Origin of the sequence: Streptomyces sp. NPDC007983, assembly GCF_042958345.1 — a bacterium.
GTDB lineage: Bacteria > Actinomycetota > Actinomycetes > Streptomycetales > Streptomycetaceae > Streptomyces.
The window spans coordinates 26,380-44,605 of sequence record NZ_JBIBJI010000035.1 but is presented as its reverse complement, the minus strand read 5'-3'; the positions used below and the strand labels follow the sequence as shown (position 1 = coordinate 44,605).

Genomic DNA, 18,226 nt, shown 5'->3' with positions numbered 1-18,226 from the left:
CTCATGACGGAGGACATTTTGGAAGAGTTCATCGGGCGACGGGCGCTGGTGACCGGCGCCGCCGCCGGTATCGGCCGAGTGGTGGCACAGGATCTGGCCCGCCGCGGCGCGACCGTGTTCGGGGTCGACCGTGACGACGCCGTCGAGCGGCTCGGCGAGGGCTGCGAGGAGACCGTCGCGGCGCGGCTCGATGGGATGGTCGTCGATCTCGCGGACGAGGCCCAGCTCGGGGCGCTCGCCGCTCGTGCGGGCGCCGCGCCGGGGACCGACGTACTGGTCAACTGTGCTGCCGCCTACCCGCCGAGGGGCGGCTTCCTCAACGCCTCGGTGGCCGACTGGGCGCGGGTGATGCAGGTCAACGTCGTAGCCGCCGGAGTCCTCAGCGCGGCGATGGCCCGCGGCCTGCACACCGCGAACCGGACCAGTGGCGCGATCGTGAACTTCTGCAGTCTGCAGGAGCACTTGCCGGTGCCGGGTTACGGCCCGTATGTCGCCAGCAAGGGCGCTGTACGGGCGGCCACACGTGCCCTCGCCGTGGAACTCGCTCCATGGGGGGTGCGGGTCAACGCGGTCGCGCCGGGAGTCGTCAACACACATTCCACCCTGGACACCCTGGACGGATGCACATGGGGTGAGGACGGTGCGCCGCCGACGCTCCTCGGACGGCCCGGGACGCCGGCCGAGGTAGCGGAAGCTGTCGCCTTCCTGGCATCGGACGCGGCGTCGTTCATCACCGGCACCGTCATTCCCGTCGAGGGCGGCCGTCGGCTGAGCCGGCGCCACGACCCCCTCGGCGATCGCGACGTGACCACCGGGAGCCTCCTGTGAGCGAGAACCAGAACTCGGCCGTCGCCGATGTGCCCGAGACTCTTCCACCCCTGACCGTTGTCTACCGTGGGCTCGGCCCGGTTCAGGCGTGCCGGCTCAGCGCCGCCTTGTACACGGCCGGCGTGCGCTCGTTCGAAGTCACCATGACCGGGGACCGGCCGATGGAAGCCATCGAGCGGCTCTCCCGCGAGCTCAGCGATGATGCCGTCGTGGGCGCCGGCACGGTCACCACAGCGGACGAGGCCGCCGCCGCGGCGGCAGCCGGGGCGGGTTTCATCGTGTCGCCGCACTTCGATCCGCAGGTCGTCGCCCGCACGCGGGCTGAGGGCCTGCTTTCCGTCCCCGGGGCACTCACTCCCACCGAAATCATGGCGGCCCGGAGCGCGGGCGCGGACGTCGTGAAGGTCTTTCCCATCAACGCGGTCGGCGCCGACTACATCCACCAGCTGCGCGGACCGATGCCGGACCTCACAGTGATGGCGAGCGGTGGGGTGACGCCCGCGCTGGCCGCCGAAGTGGTCGCGACAGGAGCGGCATGCATCGCCGTCGGGTCACACCTGCTCGGCGCCGCCGTCGACGGAAGCCACGACCCGGGCGAGCTGCGCGACCGGACCGGGGAGTTTCTTCGCGCCGTAGGGGCCTCCTGATGAGCCCCGCCATCGAACCCGTCGGAGACACATGCGCGCGCTTCGGCGAAGGCCCGGTGTGGGATCCGACCGCAAACGCGGTGCTCTGGGTGGACATCACCGGCGGCGCCGTCCTGCGCACGACACCCGCGGACACCTCCACCCGCCGGATCGAGTTGGGTGGGGAGGTCGCCGCGGTGTTCCCGACACCGACCGGGACGATGCTCGTCGCCCGGGACAGCACACTGGTCGAGGTCTCCGGCGCAGCAGTCGTCCGGGAGGTCGCCGGCGTGCCGTCGCGGCCGCGGATGCGATTCAACGACGGGATGGCCGACCCGCGGGGGCGACTGCTGATCGGCACCCTGCACGCCGACAAGACGCCGGGTACCGCGGCGCTGTACCGCCTCGACGGCGACGGCGTGCTGCGGCCCGTGGTGACCGGGGTGACGGTGTCCAACGGACTGGGCTGGAGCCCGGACGGCCGGGCTCTGTACTACGTGGACACCCCGAGGCTTCGCATCGACCGCTTCGACTACGACCTCGACGACGGCGTCCCGCACAACCGACGAACCCTGGCTGACGTGTCCGGCTTGCCCGGCAGGCCGGACGGGCTGACCGTCGATGCCGAGGGATGCGTGTGGGTGGCAATGATCGGGGGCGGTGAGTTGCGTCGTTTCACGCCGAATGGGCGGCTGGACCGTGTCGTACCGCTTCCGGTCTCGCACCCGACGAGTGTGGCCTTCGGCGCGCAGGGGCTGGCCGAGCTGTTCATCACGAGTGCCGTTGACCCGCTGTCGGTGGAAGAACGACGAGACCAGCCCCTGGCCGGACGGTTGCTGCGGTTGGACCCGGGGACCAGTGGTCTGCCCACGTCGCTAGCGGTCATCCCCTGACGAGTCGGGGCCCTCCGAGGCCTGTCCGTCGTGGAGGTGCCGGAGAGCGGCCCGCCGCGCGCCTCGGATGTGCGCCTTCGCCGCTTTCCGGGCCGCGACGGGGTCCGCGGCGAGTATCGCGTCGTGGATACGCTCGTGGTCCCGGCGCGAGCGTTCCAGCCGCCCCGGCAGCCGGAGGGTCGTCTGCATGCCGCGGGCCAGAAGATCCTGCAGCAGACTCGCGGTCTGGGTCAGAAAGCGGTTCCCGGCCGCCTCGGTGATGCGCAGGTGAAAGGCCGAGTCCAGCTGGCGCAGCTCCTCCCAGTCCACCTCCGCGGCCCGCGAGCAGCGATCGAGAGCGTGGAACGCCTCCGTGACCTTGGCCACCCGCTCGCGATCTTGGTTGCGTGCCGCCCAGCCGGTGGCCGGGACCTCAAGCAGCTCGCGCATGTCGAACAGCTCGATGAGAGTGAGTTCCTCTGATGCGATCGCATCCCGCAGGGCGTGGTGCTCAGGCGGAACCGTGACGTACACACCACTGCCGTGCCGGATGTCGACATGCCCGCTCGCCCGCAACGACCGCAGTGCCTCACGCAAGGAGGGACGACTCGTCCCAAGTCGCGCTGCCAGCTCACGCTCGGGAGGCAGTCGATCTCCGGGCCGGAGCTTCTCGGACTTGATCGCCGCCAGAATCCGTTCGGCAATCAGGTCTGCGATCGACCCCTGCCGCAGTGGCACCCAGGGGTCGTCCGTGACACTCATGTCAGCTCCTCGATCAATCACTTATGGTTTGACCACTTTACCACTGGTCCTCTGCGGGCGTGACCGGAACACCGCTGCCGAGACCACACCGACGATCACCAGCACGGTGTTCTTCGGCTTCGGCTTCGGCGGCCGGCCAGGGTCTCGGGCGCGAACCGTTCGGCCCCGCGGGAGTCGGCCGCCTTGCCCTGTCGTAATCTGACGGCGGCGATCACCGGCCGGGCGGTCGGGGTGCAGATCTTGGCCAGCAGCAGGTACAGGGTGCGGGTGCCCTTGAACCGGTCGACCTGGGTGCCCTGCTTGGCGGGGCCTATCACCGCCTGTGGGTGGAGTCGGCATCGATGGAGGCGACCTGCCCGGCCTCGGGCAGCAACTGGGTACGCGCCCCGAACCTGCGGTGCACGGCATGCAGTTGCGGGGCCGTGTGCCGCAGCCAGTCGGCCTTTTCGATGCTGTCCGCCCCCATGCACATCGCCGTGATCAGCGACCGTCCGCCCCGTCGATGCGTACGGTCTCGCCGATCAGCTCCGACAGCCGCCCGCGCCCAGCAAGGCGCATCACGGGTACGCCGCGGGGGCGGTGGGCGGACGGGAGACGGTGGCCCCGGTGCTCGACGCTGTCGGCGCCCGTACCGTGCGACACGTGCTCCAGGGCCGCCAGCATGGGCTCGGTGCGTGCTGAGCCTGATGAGTGTCCCTCGCGCAAACGCAGGCCGTACCTTCCGGGCTGGGGCCCTTGCCCAGTACCACCGTGCTGAGGAGGCGTCGTCGGGATGTGGCCGCATCACCCACGGGCGGTGCCCGGTCGAAGGTGCTCCAGCTTCCCCACGACGAACCGTGTTGGGGCCGCCCCTCGGAGGGACATGATTGACGTACGTATCGACGGTGACCAGCGCACGCTCGCGCGGGTCCTTGGCGGAGCCCACGACGTCGGCCGCGTCCCCATGGACGACCCGCTCGTGCAGCATGGGGATCGCACGTGCCGTTCGGGAACTCGTCGTTCCTGGTCAGGTGGCGTATCTGTACTCGTTGAGCACGCCGCCGAGTATTCGGGTGCGCAGAGCCCGGTGAGCGGACGGGCCGACTATGGGCGTCGGGTGCTCCTGGGCGAGGGGTGGGAGCTGCCCGCAAGCCTGATGGGGGCGATGACCGTTGTCATGCTGGGCGTAGGTATCGAGGAGCCGAGCGTGAGCTTCGTTCCAGATCAAGAGGTGGCCGAGGGCCTCGCGGCGCAGGGTGCCGATGACACGTTCGCAGTGCGCGTTCATCCGTGGGGCCCGCGGCGCGGTCCTCATGACCTGGATGTCGTCGGCTTTGAAGACCGCGTCGAAGGACTCGGTGTACTTCGCGTCCCGGTTGCGAAGCAGGAAGCGCAGCGATTCCACCCGAACACCCAACTCGACGGTGAGGTTTCTCGCCTGCTGCACCGTCCAGGGCCCGGTGGGATGGGCGGTCACTCCCGCGATGTGCAGCCGACGTGTACCGTGCTCGCGGGCACCAGAGCCTTCACCGCACCCGCCGTCGAAGGCCTCCCGGGCCTGTGCCGCCGCTTGCTGTAGTCCCACTTTCAGACGATCAGCCTGCGGTGCCACGCCAGCAGCGTCGCGGGCGTCACCGGGAACACCTGCGCCCACCCGCGCCGGGGGACCAGCGAGGACGGCGCTGCGAACCACAGCCGATCCGCATGCTCGTAGCGCACCGGCCTCGTGAGCTGCCTTCGCAGCACCACGTTCTCTTGCCGCAGCACCAGCAGGTCCGCGTCATTGGCCGTGTCCCGGCGCAGCAGCACCGCTGGTGCCGCGAGCAGCTTGCGAGTCGCCTGGCAACCCCCGACCAGTAACGATGAGTCTCCGAACGGCACAAGCTCCTGGCCGTGGCCCTCAGCTCCGTACGCGACGGGGAACGGGCCGACTACGCGCAGCGCCTGGAGGCGTTCGCCGACCGGCATCACGAGCGCCTGAAGAAGATCTGCGCGCATACGGGCCAGGGAGCGGCCCCGCCGAACACGGCCGGTACGCGCTGGTCGGCCAGCCCGAAAGCCTGGTGATCTGCGAACGGCTGGAGAGCACCCCGCTCCTGCTGCAAGGGGTGTGGGGCGGGAAATTGGAGGACATCCTGCTGGACGGCCTGGCCTTCGCGTGGAGAGCCCGCCACCGACGCAGACGGTGAATCCACTTGGGTGACGTGCAGGGCGTCCCCTGATCCACGTCACGTGGTTTGATCGGGACCGGTGGACTGCTGCCTTACATGACAGCGGCTTCAACGTCGAGCGGTGCTGATCTGAGATTCAGTGTCTGGCGCCTCTGTACACGGGGCCCGCCGGCCTCATCGGCCAGACCTTGACACCCTCGTGCTTGCGTGCAAAGCTCACTGGTCTATGTACAGAGGAATATAGGCGGTGCAGTGCTGCTCGACTACGTCATTCTCGGAATGCTCACGCTTCGCCGCCTGTCCGGATACGACCTGCGCAAGTGGATGGAGGGGCCGGGCCGGTACATCGGCTATGGGGTCAAGTTGCCGCAGATCTACCGTCGGCTCGTGAAGCTGGTGGAGCGTGGCTGGGTGGCCTTCGACGTCGACCCGCGTGAGAGAGCTCCGGACGCCAAGGTGTACCGGCTGACCGAGTCGGGGCGTGAGGCCCTGCTGGAATGGGCCCGGTCGCCCTACGAGCCGTCCTCGCGTCCGATGGACCCCGATTTCAGGCTGCGCTTCGTTTTCGGGGGACAACTCGACCGTGAGATCGCGATCTCGGTGGTCCGCACCGAACTCGAATACCGCCTCAAGCACGACGCCGCAACGCCGGAGCAGCCCCGCGCCGACCAGTACGCGCCGGAGATGCCTGAGCTGGACCTGGACTGGGCGCTGGGCCTTCACACCATGGTCCGCGAACTCGGCTTCGCCACCACGTCCTCGTACATCGCGTGGCTCCAACTGACGCTGAGCCGTCTGGAAGCAGGCCGCACCCTGCCCTGAGTCGCTCCGGGCGGACCCGTTCGGGTGTGCTGGGCGCGTGTCCGTCCTCGCGGGGCGGGACGTACGCCGTGGCAGTGGTGTCGGTCCCGCGCACCCGCCGCGGGGCGGACGGCTCGCGCCTCGCGCGCGTTGCCGCCTGTCATCTTTGGCCGCCCGGCGTCGCTGCGAGATCTGCGGCCACCCTGAAGCCGCAGTTGGCGGTGGCGGACCCCGGTGTGTTCCCCGTGCGGGCCGCCACCCGGTAGCGGTTGCAGTACGAGTGGTGGCACAGGTAGGAGCCGCCACGGGTGACGCGGTCCCTGCCCAGCGACGGACCGCGGGGGTCACGCCGCGGGCGCTTCCGGTACGTCTCGGGGGAGTACCAGTCCCCGCACCACTCCCATACATTGCCCGAGGTCTGATACAGCCCGTAGTCGTTGGGCGGGAAGGAACGTACCGGAGCCGTGGTGAGATAACCGTCCCGCAACGAGCTGCGAACCGGGAAGCCCCCCCGGAAGATATTGCAGCGCGGCACTGCCTCGGGTTCCAGTTCGTCCCCCCAGGGAAAACGCTTCCCGGCGAGTCCGCCGCGTGCCGCGTACTCCCACTCCGCCTCGGTCGGCAGCCGCACACCCGCCCATGCGCAATACGCCTGCGCGTCGTGCCAGGACACGTGGACCACCGGGTGGTCATGCCGCTCACGCCACGACGAGCCCGGTCCGTCCGGGTGCGCCCAGTCGGCGCCTCTGACCACCAGCCACCAGCCGGCGCCCGGTACCGTCCCCAGGATATCTTCGGGGCGGCCGCGTACCGCGAGGTGGAAGACCGCCGAGGAACCGTAGCGCTCCGCGCCCGTGCGGTAACCGGTCGCTTGCACGAATGCCGCGAACATTGCGTTGGTCACCGGCGTCGCGGCCACCGCGAACGGTGACAGCTCCACCTCGTGCACCGGGCTCTCGCCATCGGCCTCGTAGCCTTCGCCGAAGGCGTCGCCCATCTCGAACATTCCTCCGGGCAGCGGCAAGAGGGCCTCGGGATAGGTGCTGCGTCCATAGGCGCCCCTTTCAAGAAGTGGTCCAGGTGTGGGTGAGCGCTCGTCGCGCGCGGGACCGCAGCAGGGGCTCATGGGGGCTCCTTGTTTATGAAATCGCAGGTAGAAGAGGGGGCTGTGCTGTCTTTACGGCGATGACGCGCCAGGTGAAACCTGACGGAAGTCTGGCGGAAACCTTGACATGCGTCTAGGCCGAGTAGATAACTAAGAACATAGCTGCCCGAGGTCGACGGGAAACAGGCCACCTCCACCCCGTTGCTCCGCACCACTGGAGTCCGGCGCACAAGGACGGCTGTCCCTCACCCCGGGGCATGGCGCGACCCGCACCGGTCCCGGCCGGATCAGGCTCACGCCCGCACACCGGACTCCGCGTGCTGCCCGCCACCCCTACCCAGCCAATCCTCGACAGGAGGCTCGATCCGGCATGCGGATCATTTACGTCGATGTCGACACCTTGCGTGCCGATCACACCCAGCCCTACGGCTACTCCCGTGAGATCACACCCCACCTCGCCGGGTTCGCGGAGAAGAGCGTTGTCCTGGATCGCTACTACTGCTCGGACTCACCGTGCCTGCCCTCGCGGACGGCTCTGACCAGCGGCCAGTTCGGCATCACCAACGGCGTGATCGGCCACTTCGGCGAGGCCGCCCGGATGCGCCTGGAGGCCGGACACGGCAATGAGCCCACCCGGCCCATGCTCGGCCAGCGCCTGCAAGAGCACGGCTACTACACCGCCGCCGTCTCGATGTTCGCCGAGCGGCACCGCGCCTACTGGTTCCTGGCCAACTTCCGGGAAAGCGTCCGGGCCACCCCCACCCTCAGCGACGAGCCCGCCGATGCCATCAACCGGGTCGGCCTGGACTGGATCCGCCGGCATGCCGACGAGGACAACTGGTACCTCCACCTCACCTACTGGGACCCGCACACCAACTACACCCAGCCGCATGAATGGACCGAGCGCGCCGCCGCCTCCGGGCCGGCCCCTCAATGGCCCGACGAGGAGACCATCGCCGCGCACGCCGAGGTCTACGGCCCGCGCAGCGCCCTCGACCTGCACTACGCCTTCGTACCGCGGACATCTCCCGTACCCGAGAACATGCCCGACGCCATCCGCAGCCGCGCCGACTTCGAACACCTCATCAACGGCTTCGACGGCGGGGTCATGTACTGGGACCACCACTTCGGGGAGCTGCTGCGCACGCTGGAGGAGCTCGGCATCGCCGACGACACCGCCGTCATTGTCAGCGCCGACCACGGCGAGTCCTTCGGTGAAAACGGCTCGTACGCCGAGCACGGCCTGGCGAACGAGCCCACCCACCGGCTGCCGATGATCATCCACTGGCCCGGTGTGACCGACGACCTGCCCGACGACAGGCGCCACAACGACGCACTGCTCTACAACATCGACTACGCACCGACCCTCTGCGAAATGCTCAATCTGCCGATCCCCTCCGGCTGGCAGGGCACATCCTTCGCCCCCGTGCTGCGCGGCGAGACCATCGACTCCCGCGAGTACCTGGTCTTCGGCCACGGCGCGCACACCTACCAGCGCGCCGTGCGCACACGGGACCACCTGTACATGCGCACCTACCACCCCGGCAGCTTCCGCGCCGAATGGGAGCAGCTGTTCAACGTCGCCGACGACCCCCACCTCACCCATGACCTGCTGGCGGACGAGCCGGTGCTGGCCGCGAGGATGCGCAGCCACCTGGCCGAGTGGTGGAACACCTACGCCGGGGTCCCGGGCGCCCTGCCCGACCCGATGCAGACCACCCTGCAGACCGGACCCACCTACTACAACGACCCAGAGCGCTACGCCCAGCACCTTCGCGACAGCGGCCGCGAACACCTCGCCAAAGACCTCGAGCAGCGCCTGAGGTTCACCACCGGCGGCATTCCGGTGTCCTGGCACGCACCCGACGTCCCGCGTACCGCGGAACTGTTCAAGACCTTCCTCAAGGAGCGGGAGCCGACCCACCTCTGAGTCTCGATGGGTCCCCCGCCCGCCTCCCCGCTCCCTCCGCCCTGCCGTCCCCACCACCCGCGGGCCCCGCCGCACGGAGGTATCCATGTCCGTATCCACCGACCATCCGTCCTCGGAGACCAGCCCAGGTCCCTCGGACGCCCCGCCCAGAGCCTCCACCGGCTTCATCGCGAGCTACATCGCCGCCCAAGTGGGTCTGTACGTGGTGCTGCTGACTCCCGGAATGGCCACCATCGCGGTGCGTCTCCAGCAGATCGACCCGGTGCACAAGACGGAGAACCTGTCCTGGGTCATGGGCGTCGGAGCGTTCGTCGCGATGCTCGCCAACCCCCTCTTCGGGCGGCTGTCCGACCGCACCACCAGCCGCCTCGGCAGGAGACGCCCGTGGCTGATCGGGGGCGCGGCGGTGGGGCTGCTGTGCATGCTGGTCATGGGAACCACCGACAGTGTGCCGGTGCTGGCAGGGGCCTGGTGGGCCGCGCAGGCCGCGCTGAACGCCACGCTCGCCGCGCTGTCGGCCCTGCTGCCCGAGCGGATCCCTCGCGAACAGCAGGGCAGGGTCTCGGGCCTCCACTCCTTCGCCATGTACGGCGCGATGATGATCGGCGTCGGCCTGGCCTCCGTCATCGGGCAGCGACCGACGTGGATGTTCGTCATCCCCGGCATCGTCGGACTGGTCGCCATGGGATGGTTCGGCCTGCGCCTGAACGACACCCGGCTCGCCAAGGCGGACCGCCCACCGCTGTCGGTACGGGAATTCCTGTCGTCCTTCTACGTCAACCCCCGCACGGCCCCGGACTACAGCTGGGCCTGGCTGAGCCGATTCCTCTGCTTCCTCGGCTTCTTCTGCCTCAGCACCTACCAGGCCTTCTATCTCACCGACCACCTGCACATGCCGCCCGCGAGGCTGAGCACCTTCGTGCTGGGATCCACCGTGGTCCAGGCGATCTGCGTCATGGTCTCCGCCACTCTCTTCGGCTGGGTCTCCGACCGGGTAGGCCGTCGTAAGCCCTTCGTGTTCCTCGGCGCGGCGCTGTTCGCGGTGAGCATGGTCGTCGTCATCTTCGCCGCCGACTATCCCACCTTCCTGGTCGGTGTCGGCCTGGCCTCGCTGGGCATCGGCGTGTACTCCTCGGTGGACACGGCGATCGCGGTCGGAGTACTGCGTTCCCCGAAGACCGCGGCCCGCGACATGGGCGTACTGAACATCGCCAATACCCTCCCGCACTCGTTGATCACGGTGATCGCCCCACCCATCCTGGTTATCGGCAGCAACACACCGAGCAACTACACCGCGTTGTTCGTCGCCGCGACGGTGTTCACCCTGGTGGGCGCGATCGCCATCCTCCGCGTCAAGGAAGTGAACTGACGCCGCGCGGAACGCCACGCCGGGATGAGCGGAGACCGACGCCTTTCACCGGACTCGACCGGCATCCACCATGCGCACAGCCGACAGCGGGCCGTCTCTTCACCGCCGCACCCCATCTCCCGCATTCCGCGCAACCCGGAAGGAACACATGAACACCTATGACGCGGCTGTTGAGGACGCGCTCGGCAAGCTGGACCTCGACACGAAGGCCCGGCTTCTGTCCGGACAGGACATGTGGACGCTCCCGGCGCTCCCCGAGATCGGCCTGCGGTCGCTGGTGATGTCCGACGGTCCGATCGGTGTGCGCGGTGTGCGCTGGACCGCCGACGACCCTTCGATCGCCCTGCCGAGCCCGACGGCGCTGGCCGCGACCTGGGACCCGGAGCTGGCCCGCCGAGCCGGACGCCTGCTGGCCCAGGAGGCCCGCCGCAAGGGCGTGCACCACCCGCCCGGATGGCCGCATCGACCTTTCTGTCGGCGCGGCTGCCCCAGCGGCTGCTACGCCAACGCCGACCTGCTTCCTGTCCCGGAACACGTACAACTTCACCACCCCCTCTGGGGCCGCAAGCCGACCGGGTTGTTGCCGCTTTCCCTGGCGGCCCGTGCCTCCTCAGCCGCCTTCTTGGCCGCTGCCGCGCGTTCGGCTTTCCGTTTCGCCACAGCGGTCTCGTGAGCCTGACTCGCCGCCTTCGCCGCGTCTTGGCGTCCTGGCCCGCCTGGACGGCGGAGGCGCGGGCGTGGGTGGCAGAGGCTTGCGCGCTGTTGGCGGAGGCCACGGCTCGGTTCGCAGCGTTCAGGGTGCGGTTGGCGGAGAAGCTCGCTGACCGCGCGGCTGAACGGGCGGTGGCGGCTGTCTCCTTCGCTTCGCTCGCGGATGGCTGCGGCACCCACCCACTCACTCAAGGCAGATGACACCCGGTGGTGCCGCACGATCGCACAGTCCTCGTGCCGAGGAACGTACTCACAGCTCGGTGGTCGTGTTCCCGCTCATCAAGGCTGCCGCCAGCGTGGCGATCGTCTCTGGGGCTTCTTCAACCACGAGGTGCCCCGCACCGGACACGGTCTTCACCGTGGCTCCAAGGTGTCGGGCAGCGGGCGAAGCTAGCAGGGACAACGGCAGGAAGACATCGTCCTCGCCGGTGACCATCACGTTGGCCACCCGCCGTGACCGGGTGAGTGTCTCTTCGGGGAGGGGCGCGGGCGCCAGGCTGGAGCGGCATGACCGGGCTAGGAGGGTCATCCAGCTGACGAGTTCGTACGACGGTCGTCGGCCAGGCCCGTGCATCTGCCGCAACAGCGCCGCGCTGCGGGCTTCGGTGGGGCGGGCGAGCCATGGCAGGGTGGCCGCCAGGACCCGGCCGGTGACCTTGACCCGGGTCAGCCCCGCGGGGGAGACGAGTACCCGCCCGATCAATTGCGGTACATCGCAGGCCAGCGCAATGGCACCGCCAAGCGAATGACCCACCAGGAGGGTCGGCCCCGGGCTGACCTCGTCCAATACTTCCTGAAGCCAGCGCCCATACTGGGTCAGACGATGCTGCCCGGGACGGTCGCCGGCGCTGAGTCCCGGCTGGCCGGGTACATCCACGACGTAGGTGGGCCAGTGTGCCGCCAGCGCGGTGGCCAGCGGAATGCTCGTGGCAGCGTTGAAGTTGGTGCCGGGCACCACGACCACACAGGGTGTGGCCTGCTGTGGGCCGCCGCCCTCTCCCGCAGCGACGATATGAGTTCGACCGATGCATGTGGCCAGTGCCATGGTCCGGTGGGCCACCGGCCACCGTGCGAGGCGCTCGGTGCACCACCTCTCGACATCGCGGTGAGCAGCGGCACTCTTATAGATGGCGGTCATCCCAGCACTGTCGCAGACGAACTTGACCATCGCGGCGGCATGATGATGCTGAAGATCGAGTTCGGGCAAGGCTGTCCACCGGTTGTCGGCGCCGGAGTCGGCTTCCCTGGCCTGGGCGAACTCCTCGGCGGTAGCTGATCTCGGTCGTCGAAGAGCGCGGAGGCGTCCGACCGGTCTTCTGCTCCCCTCCAAATGATGGTGGGGCGGCTTGTCCTCATCCAGTGACGGCAGGTGGGGCTGCATGCTGAGGAGGTACGGCGGCGTTCGGAGATCGTATGAAGTGGATCATCACCATGGTCGGTGCGGCAACCGTGATGTTCATCCTCCGCGATGTGTTCCATACCTTGTGGCACCCCACTCGGCACGGAGGGCTGAGCAGGATGGTCATGACCGGTCTGTGGCGGCTCTCATCGCGGCTGGGCCCCCGTCGGCGGGCCGCGGGTCTGGCGGGGCCGCTGGGCATGGTGGCGGTGGTGGCCATGTGGGCCTGCGGAGTGGCTGTGGGATGGGCGCTGGTCTACTGGCCGCACATGCCGTACGGCTTCTCCTTCGCCACTGGCCTGGATCCGATGGAACACTCGACACCGGTGGACGCTCTGTACATCTCACTGGTCACCTTGGCCACTCTCGGCCTTGGCGACATCGCCCCGACCGTCGGATGGCTGCGCATCGCCGCTCCGCTGGAAGCCCTCGTCGGCTTCGCTCTGCTGACCGCCACCGTCTCCTGGATCCTCGGCATCTACCCGGCACTCACACGTCGGCGAGCCCTCGCGCTGCGCCTGTCACATCTGCGCCGCGCCCGCCTCACCGAGGAACCTCCGGGCACCGCCTTGGCTGTCGCCCTCATCGACGGGCCGGCCGCCGACATCGCACGCGTGCACGTGGACTTCCTCCAGTACGCCGAGTCGTACTACTTCCACGACGGGCTCGGCAACACCTCCCTGGCCCACACCATCGGCTACGCCGCAGAATTGGGCCAGTCCATCCGTGCCACCGGGCACGCCGACGTCCAGCCCTCCGCAGCCGTCCTGACCGTCGCACTCGAAGATCTGGCCGCCGTCCTCGACCAGCGCTTCCTGCACACGGGCGGCAGCATGCATGAGATCCTTCGAGCCTACGCCAGAGACCACAACAGCCCTGGCCCGGCATGATTCCCGCCCGGCGGCTTGTCTCTCAGCTCAGTTCGGCGAACGCTTCCACAGCGGCGGTCTTTCCGGTGACGATGATGACGTCGCCCTTCTCGACGACCGTGTCGGCTGTCGCGTAGGTGAAGTCCTCTCCCATGGGCTTGATGCCCACGACCGTCACGCCGTAGGTGCTGCGTAGTCTGCTCTCACCGAGCGGCAGGCCCCGTACGACACTCGGGGCGATCGTCTTCACCAGGGCGTAGTCGTCGTCGAACTCGATGAAGTCCAGCATCCGTCCGGTCACCAGGTGTGCGACGCGCTCACCCATCTCGTGCTCCGGCAGCACGACGTGGTGTGCGCCGAGCCGTTCCAGAATCCGGCCGTGCTGGCGGCTGATGGCCTTCGCCCAGATGTTGGGCACGCCGGCCTCCAGCAGGTTGGAGGTGACGAGGATGCTCGCTTCGACATCCGTCCCGATGGCGACGACAGCGCTGCCGAACTCGTCGACGCCGAGCTGGGCGAGTGCCTCCGGGTCGGTGCAGTCCGCTACCACGGCGTGGGTGAGCGTGTCGCTGTACTTCTGAACGAGCCGAGCGTTCTCGTCGATGCCCAGGACGTCCCAGCCGCGCCGCATCAGCTCGGTGGCGAGGGAGTTGCCGAACCGGCCGAGCCCGATGACCGCCACGCGCTGATCGCCGCGCGGTGTGGGCTGTTCTGCCGCCCGCTTGCGGCGGCGCAGGTTGCGCAGGGAGTTCAGGAAGTCAGCCAATGACAGGTCGCTCCTCGGGTAGCTGGTAGCGGCGGGTCCGCTCGCGCAGGGCCAGCGCCGAGACCAGGGTGACCGGGCCGAGTCGCCCGATGAACATCAGCAGGGTCAGTACCAGTTGGCCTGAGGCGGGCAGATCCGCGGTGATTCCGGTGGACAGGCCCACGGTGCCGAACGCCGAGACGACCTCGAAGAGGATCGCCTCGAAGTCCGCTTTCGTCACGGTCAGCAGGGCGAGCGTAGCGGCCATCACCAGGCCGATGCCCAGCAGCACGACGGTCAGCGCCTGGCGCAGCACCTGCGGCGCGAGCCTGCGCCCCATGACAGCCGACGTGGGCTCGCCCCGTACCTCTGCCAGGATCGCGGCGCCCAGTACGGCGAACGTGGTGACCTTGATGCCGCCCGCCGTCCCCGCGCTGCCGCCGCCGATGAACATCAGCATGCACACCAGGAGCAGTGTCGACGGGTGCAGGGCACCGGTGTCGATGCTGTTGAATCCCGCGGTCCGGGTCATGGTGGAGGTGAAGAACCCGTTCAGCACCTTGCGTGGGGTGCTGAATGCCCCCAGTGTCCCCTGGTTCTCCCATTCGAACAGGCAGATGAGCACAGTGCCGATGACCAGCAGGATCGCAGTGGTGCCGAGCGTCAGCTTCGTGTGCAGTGACCATACGCGCCGTCCCGTGAGCCGCTGCCGTCTGCGGTGGCGCAGCACTTCCAGCAGTACGGGAAAGCCGAGCCCGCCCAGGATGACGGCAGTCGCTATGGGCAGAGTCACCCACGGGTCCTGGGCGTAGCGCGTCAGGCTGTCGGCGTGCAGCCCGAAACCGGCGTTGTTGAAGGCGGAGACGGCGTGGAAGAGGCCCATGTAGGCGGCGTCCCCATGGGACATGCCGTAGCCGAAGCGGAAGCGCAGGGCGAGGAGCGCGCCGACCGACAGTTCGACGATCAACGTGGTTCCGGCCACACCGAGCAGGACCCGGCGCACATCCCCGATGCCCATGCTCTTGGTCTCCGCCTGAGCGGTGAGCTGCATGCGCAGCCTCAGCTTGCCTGACACCAGAAGGGCCAGCAGCGAGGCCATCGTCATGATGCCGAAGCCGCCCACCTGGATCAGGCCCAGGATGACTCCTTCGCCGAAGCCGCTCCAGTACGTGCCGGTGTCCACCACCGCCAGGCCCGTCACACAGACCGCGGACGTCGAGGTGAATAGCGAGGTGACCGAGCCGGCCGAGCTTCGCCCCTCGGTGGCTGCCGGCAGCGACAACAGCGCCGTACCGCCCAGGATCACCAGGGCGAAGGCGAAGACCACGCTCCGTGCCGGATGGCCGAAAAGGGCGCGACGCACCGGCGTCAGATGTCGATTCACCTGCGGCCCCTCCCTCTCTGCAGACCGCGGAAAGCGTACGCGACCCACGTCGCCCGGGGGATGAGGCCCGGGCGTCGGCGCCTGTACCCGCTCGCCGATACCCGTCGGTGGTCGACCTGCCGCGCGACCCAGCCGGTATGCATCGTCGCCTCATGGGCGGGACGGCACCGAGGAGCCGCCAGGTTTTGAGGGCGCCCATCGCAAGGCCGCGTGAAGGCGCTCCACCTCGCGGTGCAGCGGGTTCCTCTCCGCCATCTTGGGCGTAGCGGACCTGATCCCTTCCCCGGCCACACCCGCTCTCGAATATTTTTCGCCGGCGGATTCGCCATCGCCTCCGTAGCGGTGGGAGGAATCAGTGCGGTGTTCACAGGAATCGATCATGGATTCACGAGCCAGGACTTCTGGAAATCCGTGGGGAGCGCCAGCCTGGGCTTGGGCTTGATCGCCTTTGGGTAATCCAAGTGGATCGGTGCCTTGGGTGGCGGTAAGGTCGCAACGAAGATCACACAGTTCGGTCACGACCTCATGTCACCGATCATTGGATTACTCAGCTAAGTGCAACCCCGCTTTGATTCACCTCAAGGGCTGGCGGCACAATGTGAACGCCAGCCCTTGTGCATGCCGACAGGAGTGCCTCATGCTCACTTCGCTCCCCCTTGTGTACCTGTTACTCATGGCCGCCGCGGCGACGTCCCTCTTCTCCTTCGCTATGATCAAATGGAATCCGGGACGACAGAGCAAAGTGGCATGGCCTCTCATATCCATAGCATGCTGCTTCGGCATGATCCTGGTCGGTCGACACCAATACCAGCGCTGGTCGGCGCAGCAGATGCTGGTTCTGTACTCCTTCGGATGGACCGGACTCACGATCGGCCTCTTCCCATCCAGGAAACTCATACACAAGTACGCCACTGAGGTCAACGAAGGAGTCAAGCGAGAGAAGTACGAGATCCCCGCGCGCTATCAAATTTTCGCGATTTCCTCCGCCCTCATTGTGACCTTCCTGGGCATCATCTTGTCGTAGCGGTCAGGCGCCTGTCCGGATACGCGGGGCCTGGCCGGAGCGCGTTCGGGTGGCCCGGGCCCTGCGGACCGAGACGGTCGGGGGGCTGGTGTTGCTGGTGGCGGCCGTGGTGGCGCTGGTGTGGGCGAACACCCCGTGGAGCGGAGCGTACGAGCAGATTCGTGACTTCCACTTCGGTATCCCCGCACTGGGCCTGGACCTGTCGGTGGAGCACTGGACCGCGGACGGGCTGCTGACAGTTTTCTTCCTGGTTGCCGGGATCGAGTTGAAACGCGAGCTGGTGGTCGGCGAGCTACGCACTCCTGCTACCGCGGCCCTGCCGGTGGTCGCTGCCGTCTGTGGCATGGTCGTCCCCGCCGTCGTGTACCTGGCCACCACTGGGCTCGGCGGGGGAAGCGCGCAGGGCTGGTCGGTGCCCATGGCCACCGACATCGCCTTCGCGCTCGCCGTCCTTGCTGTGCTCTCCACGCACCTGCCCTCAGCCCTGAGGGCCTTCCTGCTGACCCTGGCCGTCGTCGACGACCTCGGCGCGATCCTGGTCATCGCCGTCTTCTTCACCGCCGACCTCAATCCGGCCGCGCTCGCCGGGGCAGTGGCCGGGCTCGTCGTCTTCTACCTGCTCCAGCGCTACCGGGTGCGCGGCTGGTGGTGGTACGTGCCGCTGGGTGTGGCCATCTGGGCGCTGACGTACAACGGCGGCGTTCACGCCACGGTGGCCGGCGTGGCGATGGGCCTGATCCTGCGTACCACCCGCGACGAGGGCGAGAAGGCGTCGCCCGGGGAACGGACCGAGCATCTGCTGAGTCCGGTCTCGGCCGGTGTGGCCGTTCCCCTGTTCGCCCTGTTCGCCGCTGGGGTGAGCATTTCGGGCGCGGCGCTGGGCGAGGTGTTCACCCGTCCGGAGCCTCTGGGGGTGGTGCTCGGTCTGGTCGTCGGCAAGTCGGTGGGGATCTTCGTCGGCACCTACGTGGCGGCGAGGTTCACCGGGGCCCGCCTCAACCCGGACCTGGCCTGGGCGGACGTGTTCGCCTTGGCGGTACTGGCCGGGATCGGCTTCACGGTCGCCCTGCTGATCGGCGAGCTCGCCTTTCCCGACCCGGCCGATGCCGAGTACATCAAGGCCGCCGTCCTGCTCGGCTCGCTGATCGCCGCGGCTGTGGCCGCCCTGCTGGTCAAGCGCCGCAACGGGATCTACCGCCGCCTGTGGGAGGCCGAAACGCGGGACGAGGACGCCGATGGCATTCTCCCGACATCTACCAGCAGACCAACGGCGGCAGCGCCACGGGCGATAGCTGAGGAGAACGTTATGCGCGCACGGGAGCTTGCCGAGCCCTTTCCCTTCGTGACCACGGACGACGATGCGATCAACGGGGCCCGGATGCTGGCCGAGCAGTCGCTGCCGGCCCTGCTGGTCCTCGACACCGACGGCCAGCCGCACGCCATCGCGCCCGGCTCCCAGCTCATCGGGCAGCTCATCCCGCTCACATCGCCGAAGACCCGGCGCTCGCCGGGGTCGTCGGAGAGCAGCACGATGGCGAACTCGCCGAACGGCTCGCGGGGCTCACGGTGGCCGAGTGGGCGCCGCGCCGCCTGTACCCGCCGCCCGTCGCCGGACCCGACCCACGCCCCATGGAGGTTGCGGCCTGATGGC

At 68.5% G+C, this 18,226-nt stretch carries 17 protein-coding genes and 3 pseudogenes; 11 read left to right on the top strand and 9 right to left on the bottom strand.

Features of this window, described 5'->3' with window-relative positions:
• The first annotated feature begins 3 nt into the window (after positions 1-3).
• Genes ACFZCY_RS43490 through ACFZCY_RS43480 form a run of 3 tightly spaced genes read left to right on the top strand, consistent with a single transcriptional unit; the run spans position 4 to position 2,347 of the window.
• On the top strand, positions 4-828 hold the full coding sequence (locus ACFZCY_RS43490; RefSeq protein ID WP_391187013.1) for an SDR family oxidoreductase: 825 nt from the start codon (positions 4-6) through the stop codon (positions 826-828).
• Positions 825-1,475: a bifunctional 4-hydroxy-2-oxoglutarate aldolase/2-dehydro-3-deoxy-phosphogluconate aldolase gene (locus ACFZCY_RS43485; RefSeq protein ID WP_391187011.1), complete on the top strand. Its 651-nt coding sequence runs from the start codon at positions 825-827 to the stop codon at positions 1,473-1,475. Before ACFZCY_RS43490 ends, ACFZCY_RS43485 begins: the two co-directional genes overlap by 4 nt.
• Positions 1,475-2,347 carry an SMP-30/gluconolactonase/LRE family protein gene (locus ACFZCY_RS43480; RefSeq protein ID WP_391187009.1) on the top strand — a complete coding sequence of 291 codons (873 nt, stop codon included), beginning with the start codon at positions 1,475-1,477 and terminating at the stop codon, positions 2,345-2,347. Before ACFZCY_RS43485 ends, ACFZCY_RS43480 begins: the two co-directional genes overlap by 1 nt.
• Here ACFZCY_RS43480 and ACFZCY_RS43475 read toward each other — a convergent pair.
• From ACFZCY_RS43475 to ACFZCY_RS43455, 5 genes and pseudogenes are all read right to left on the bottom strand, one after another.
• On the bottom strand, positions 2,330-3,088 hold the full coding sequence (locus tag ACFZCY_RS43475) for an FCD domain-containing protein (RefSeq protein WP_391187007.1): 759 nt from the start codon (positions 3,086-3,088) through the stop codon (positions 2,330-2,332). The two genes, ACFZCY_RS43480 and ACFZCY_RS43475, sit on opposite strands and share 18 nt — an antisense overlap.
• 95 nt (positions 3,089-3,183) lie before the next feature.
• Entirely contained in the window at positions 3,184-3,405 is a 222-nt protein-coding gene (locus ACFZCY_RS43470) for a hypothetical protein (RefSeq protein ID WP_391187006.1), read from the bottom strand.
• Entirely contained in the window at positions 3,402-3,554 is a 153-nt protein-coding gene (locus tag ACFZCY_RS43465) for a hypothetical protein (RefSeq protein WP_391187004.1), read from the bottom strand. The genes ACFZCY_RS43470 and ACFZCY_RS43465 overlap by 4 nt, the downstream gene beginning before the upstream one ends.
• 14 nt (positions 3,555-3,568) lie before the next feature.
• Positions 3,569-3,751: a hypothetical protein gene (locus ACFZCY_RS43460; RefSeq protein ID WP_391187002.1), complete on the bottom strand. Its 183-nt coding sequence runs from the start codon at positions 3,749-3,751 to the stop codon at positions 3,569-3,571.
• A gap of 343 nt (positions 3,752-4,094) precedes the next feature.
• Positions 4,095-4,873: pseudogene (locus tag ACFZCY_RS43455) on the bottom strand (integrase core domain-containing protein).
• 87 nt (positions 4,874-4,960) lie between these two features.
• Here ACFZCY_RS43455 and ACFZCY_RS43450 point away from each other — a divergent pair.
• Positions 4,961-5,134 (top strand): hypothetical protein, encoded by a 174-nt coding sequence (locus tag ACFZCY_RS43450; protein ID WP_391187000.1) that lies wholly within the window; start codon positions 4,961-4,963, stop codon positions 5,132-5,134.
• 356 nt (positions 5,135-5,490) lie between these two features.
• Positions 5,491-6,060 (top strand): helix-turn-helix transcriptional regulator, encoded by a 570-nt coding sequence (locus ACFZCY_RS43445; protein WP_391186998.1) that lies wholly within the window; start codon positions 5,491-5,493, stop codon positions 6,058-6,060.
• Positions 6,061-6,199: 139 nt separating this feature from the next.
• Here ACFZCY_RS43445 and ACFZCY_RS43440 read toward each other — a convergent pair whose 3' ends face one another.
• On the bottom strand, positions 6,200-7,165 hold the full coding sequence (locus tag ACFZCY_RS43440; RefSeq protein WP_391186996.1) for an SUMF1/EgtB/PvdO family nonheme iron enzyme: 966 nt from the start codon (positions 7,163-7,165) through the stop codon (positions 6,200-6,202).
• 349 nt (positions 7,166-7,514) lie between these two features.
• Between ACFZCY_RS43440 and ACFZCY_RS43435 the strand changes: the two genes are divergently transcribed.
• From ACFZCY_RS43435 to ACFZCY_RS43425, 3 genes and pseudogenes are all read left to right on the top strand, one after another.
• Entirely contained in the window at positions 7,515-9,074 is a 1,560-nt protein-coding gene (locus tag ACFZCY_RS43435; protein ID WP_391186994.1) for a sulfatase-like hydrolase/transferase, read from the top strand.
• An 85-nt stretch (positions 9,075-9,159) separates the two neighbouring features.
• Positions 9,160-10,443, top strand: a complete 1,284-nt coding sequence (locus ACFZCY_RS43430; RefSeq protein WP_391186992.1) for an MFS transporter — start codon at positions 9,160-9,162, stop codon at positions 10,441-10,443.
• A gap of 148 nt (positions 10,444-10,591) precedes the next feature.
• Positions 10,592-10,885, top strand: a pseudogene (locus ACFZCY_RS43425) (glycosyl hydrolase); the annotation flags it as partial.
• 519 nt (positions 10,886-11,404) lie between these two features.
• Here ACFZCY_RS43425 and ACFZCY_RS43420 read toward each other — a convergent pair.
• Positions 11,405-12,361 (bottom strand): alpha/beta fold hydrolase, encoded by a 957-nt coding sequence (locus ACFZCY_RS43420; protein ID WP_391186990.1) that lies wholly within the window; start codon positions 12,359-12,361, stop codon positions 11,405-11,407.
• A 317-nt stretch (positions 12,362-12,678) separates the two neighbouring features.
• Between ACFZCY_RS43420 and ACFZCY_RS43415 the strand changes: the two genes are divergently transcribed.
• On the top strand, positions 12,679-13,443 hold the full coding sequence (locus ACFZCY_RS43415; RefSeq protein ID WP_391186988.1) for an ion channel: 765 nt from the start codon (positions 12,679-12,681) through the stop codon (positions 13,441-13,443).
• A 22-nt stretch (positions 13,444-13,465) separates the two neighbouring features.
• Here the strand turns inward: ACFZCY_RS43415 and ACFZCY_RS43410 are convergent, their stop codons facing one another.
• The gene (locus tag ACFZCY_RS43410; protein ID WP_391186986.1) at positions 13,466-14,188 is read right to left on the bottom strand and encodes an NAD-binding protein; all 723 of its coding nucleotides are present in this window, start codon (positions 14,186-14,188) and stop codon (positions 13,466-13,468) included.
• Entirely contained in the window at positions 14,181-15,551 is a 1,371-nt protein-coding gene (locus tag ACFZCY_RS43405; RefSeq protein WP_391186984.1) for a potassium transporter TrkG, read from the bottom strand. The genes ACFZCY_RS43410 and ACFZCY_RS43405 overlap by 8 nt, the downstream gene beginning before the upstream one ends.
• Before the next feature lie 637 nt (positions 15,552-16,188).
• Between ACFZCY_RS43405 and ACFZCY_RS43400 the strand changes: the two genes are divergently transcribed.
• Entirely contained in the window at positions 16,189-16,575 is a 387-nt protein-coding gene (locus ACFZCY_RS43400) for a hypothetical protein (RefSeq protein WP_391186982.1), read from the top strand.
• 19 nt (positions 16,576-16,594) lie between these two features.
• A pseudogene (gene nhaA, locus ACFZCY_RS43395) lies at positions 16,595-17,871 on the top strand (Na+/H+ antiporter NhaA).
• Positions 17,872-18,226 lie beyond the last annotated feature (355 nt).

What these genes read in the sequence shown, in the direction of transcription:
- ACFZCY_RS43440 (WP_391186996.1), bottom strand. Translation starts at nt 7,165, where the DNA reads ATGAGCCCCTGCTGCGGTCCCGCGCGCGACGAGCGCTCACCCACACCT.
- ACFZCY_RS43490 (WP_391187013.1), top strand. Translation starts at nt 4, where the DNA reads ATGACGGAGGACATTTTGGAAGAGTTCATCGGGCGACGGGCGCTGGTG.
- ACFZCY_RS43480 (WP_391187009.1), top strand. Translation starts at nt 1,475, where the DNA reads ATGAGCCCCGCCATCGAACCCGTCGGAGACACATGCGCGCGCTTCGGC.
- ACFZCY_RS43400 (WP_391186982.1), top strand. Translation starts at nt 16,189, where the DNA reads ATGCTCACTTCGCTCCCCCTTGTGTACCTGTTACTCATGGCCGCCGCG.
- ACFZCY_RS43475 (WP_391187007.1), bottom strand. Translation starts at nt 3,088, where the DNA reads ATGAGTGTCACGGACGACCCCTGGGTGCCACTGCGGCAGGGGTCGATC.
- ACFZCY_RS43465 (WP_391187004.1), bottom strand. Translation starts at nt 3,554, where the DNA reads ATGGGGGCGGACAGCATCGAAAAGGCCGACTGGCTGCGGCACACGGCC.
- ACFZCY_RS43415 (WP_391186988.1), top strand. Translation starts at nt 12,679, where the DNA reads ATGACCGGTCTGTGGCGGCTCTCATCGCGGCTGGGCCCCCGTCGGCGG.
- ACFZCY_RS43435 (WP_391186994.1), top strand. Translation starts at nt 7,515, where the DNA reads ATGCGGATCATTTACGTCGATGTCGACACCTTGCGTGCCGATCACACC.
- ACFZCY_RS43460 (WP_391187002.1), bottom strand. Translation starts at nt 3,751, where the DNA reads ATGCTGGCGGCCCTGGAGCACGTGTCGCACGGTACGGGCGCCGACAGC.
- ACFZCY_RS43430 (WP_391186992.1), top strand. Translation starts at nt 9,160, where the DNA reads ATGTCCGTATCCACCGACCATCCGTCCTCGGAGACCAGCCCAGGTCCC.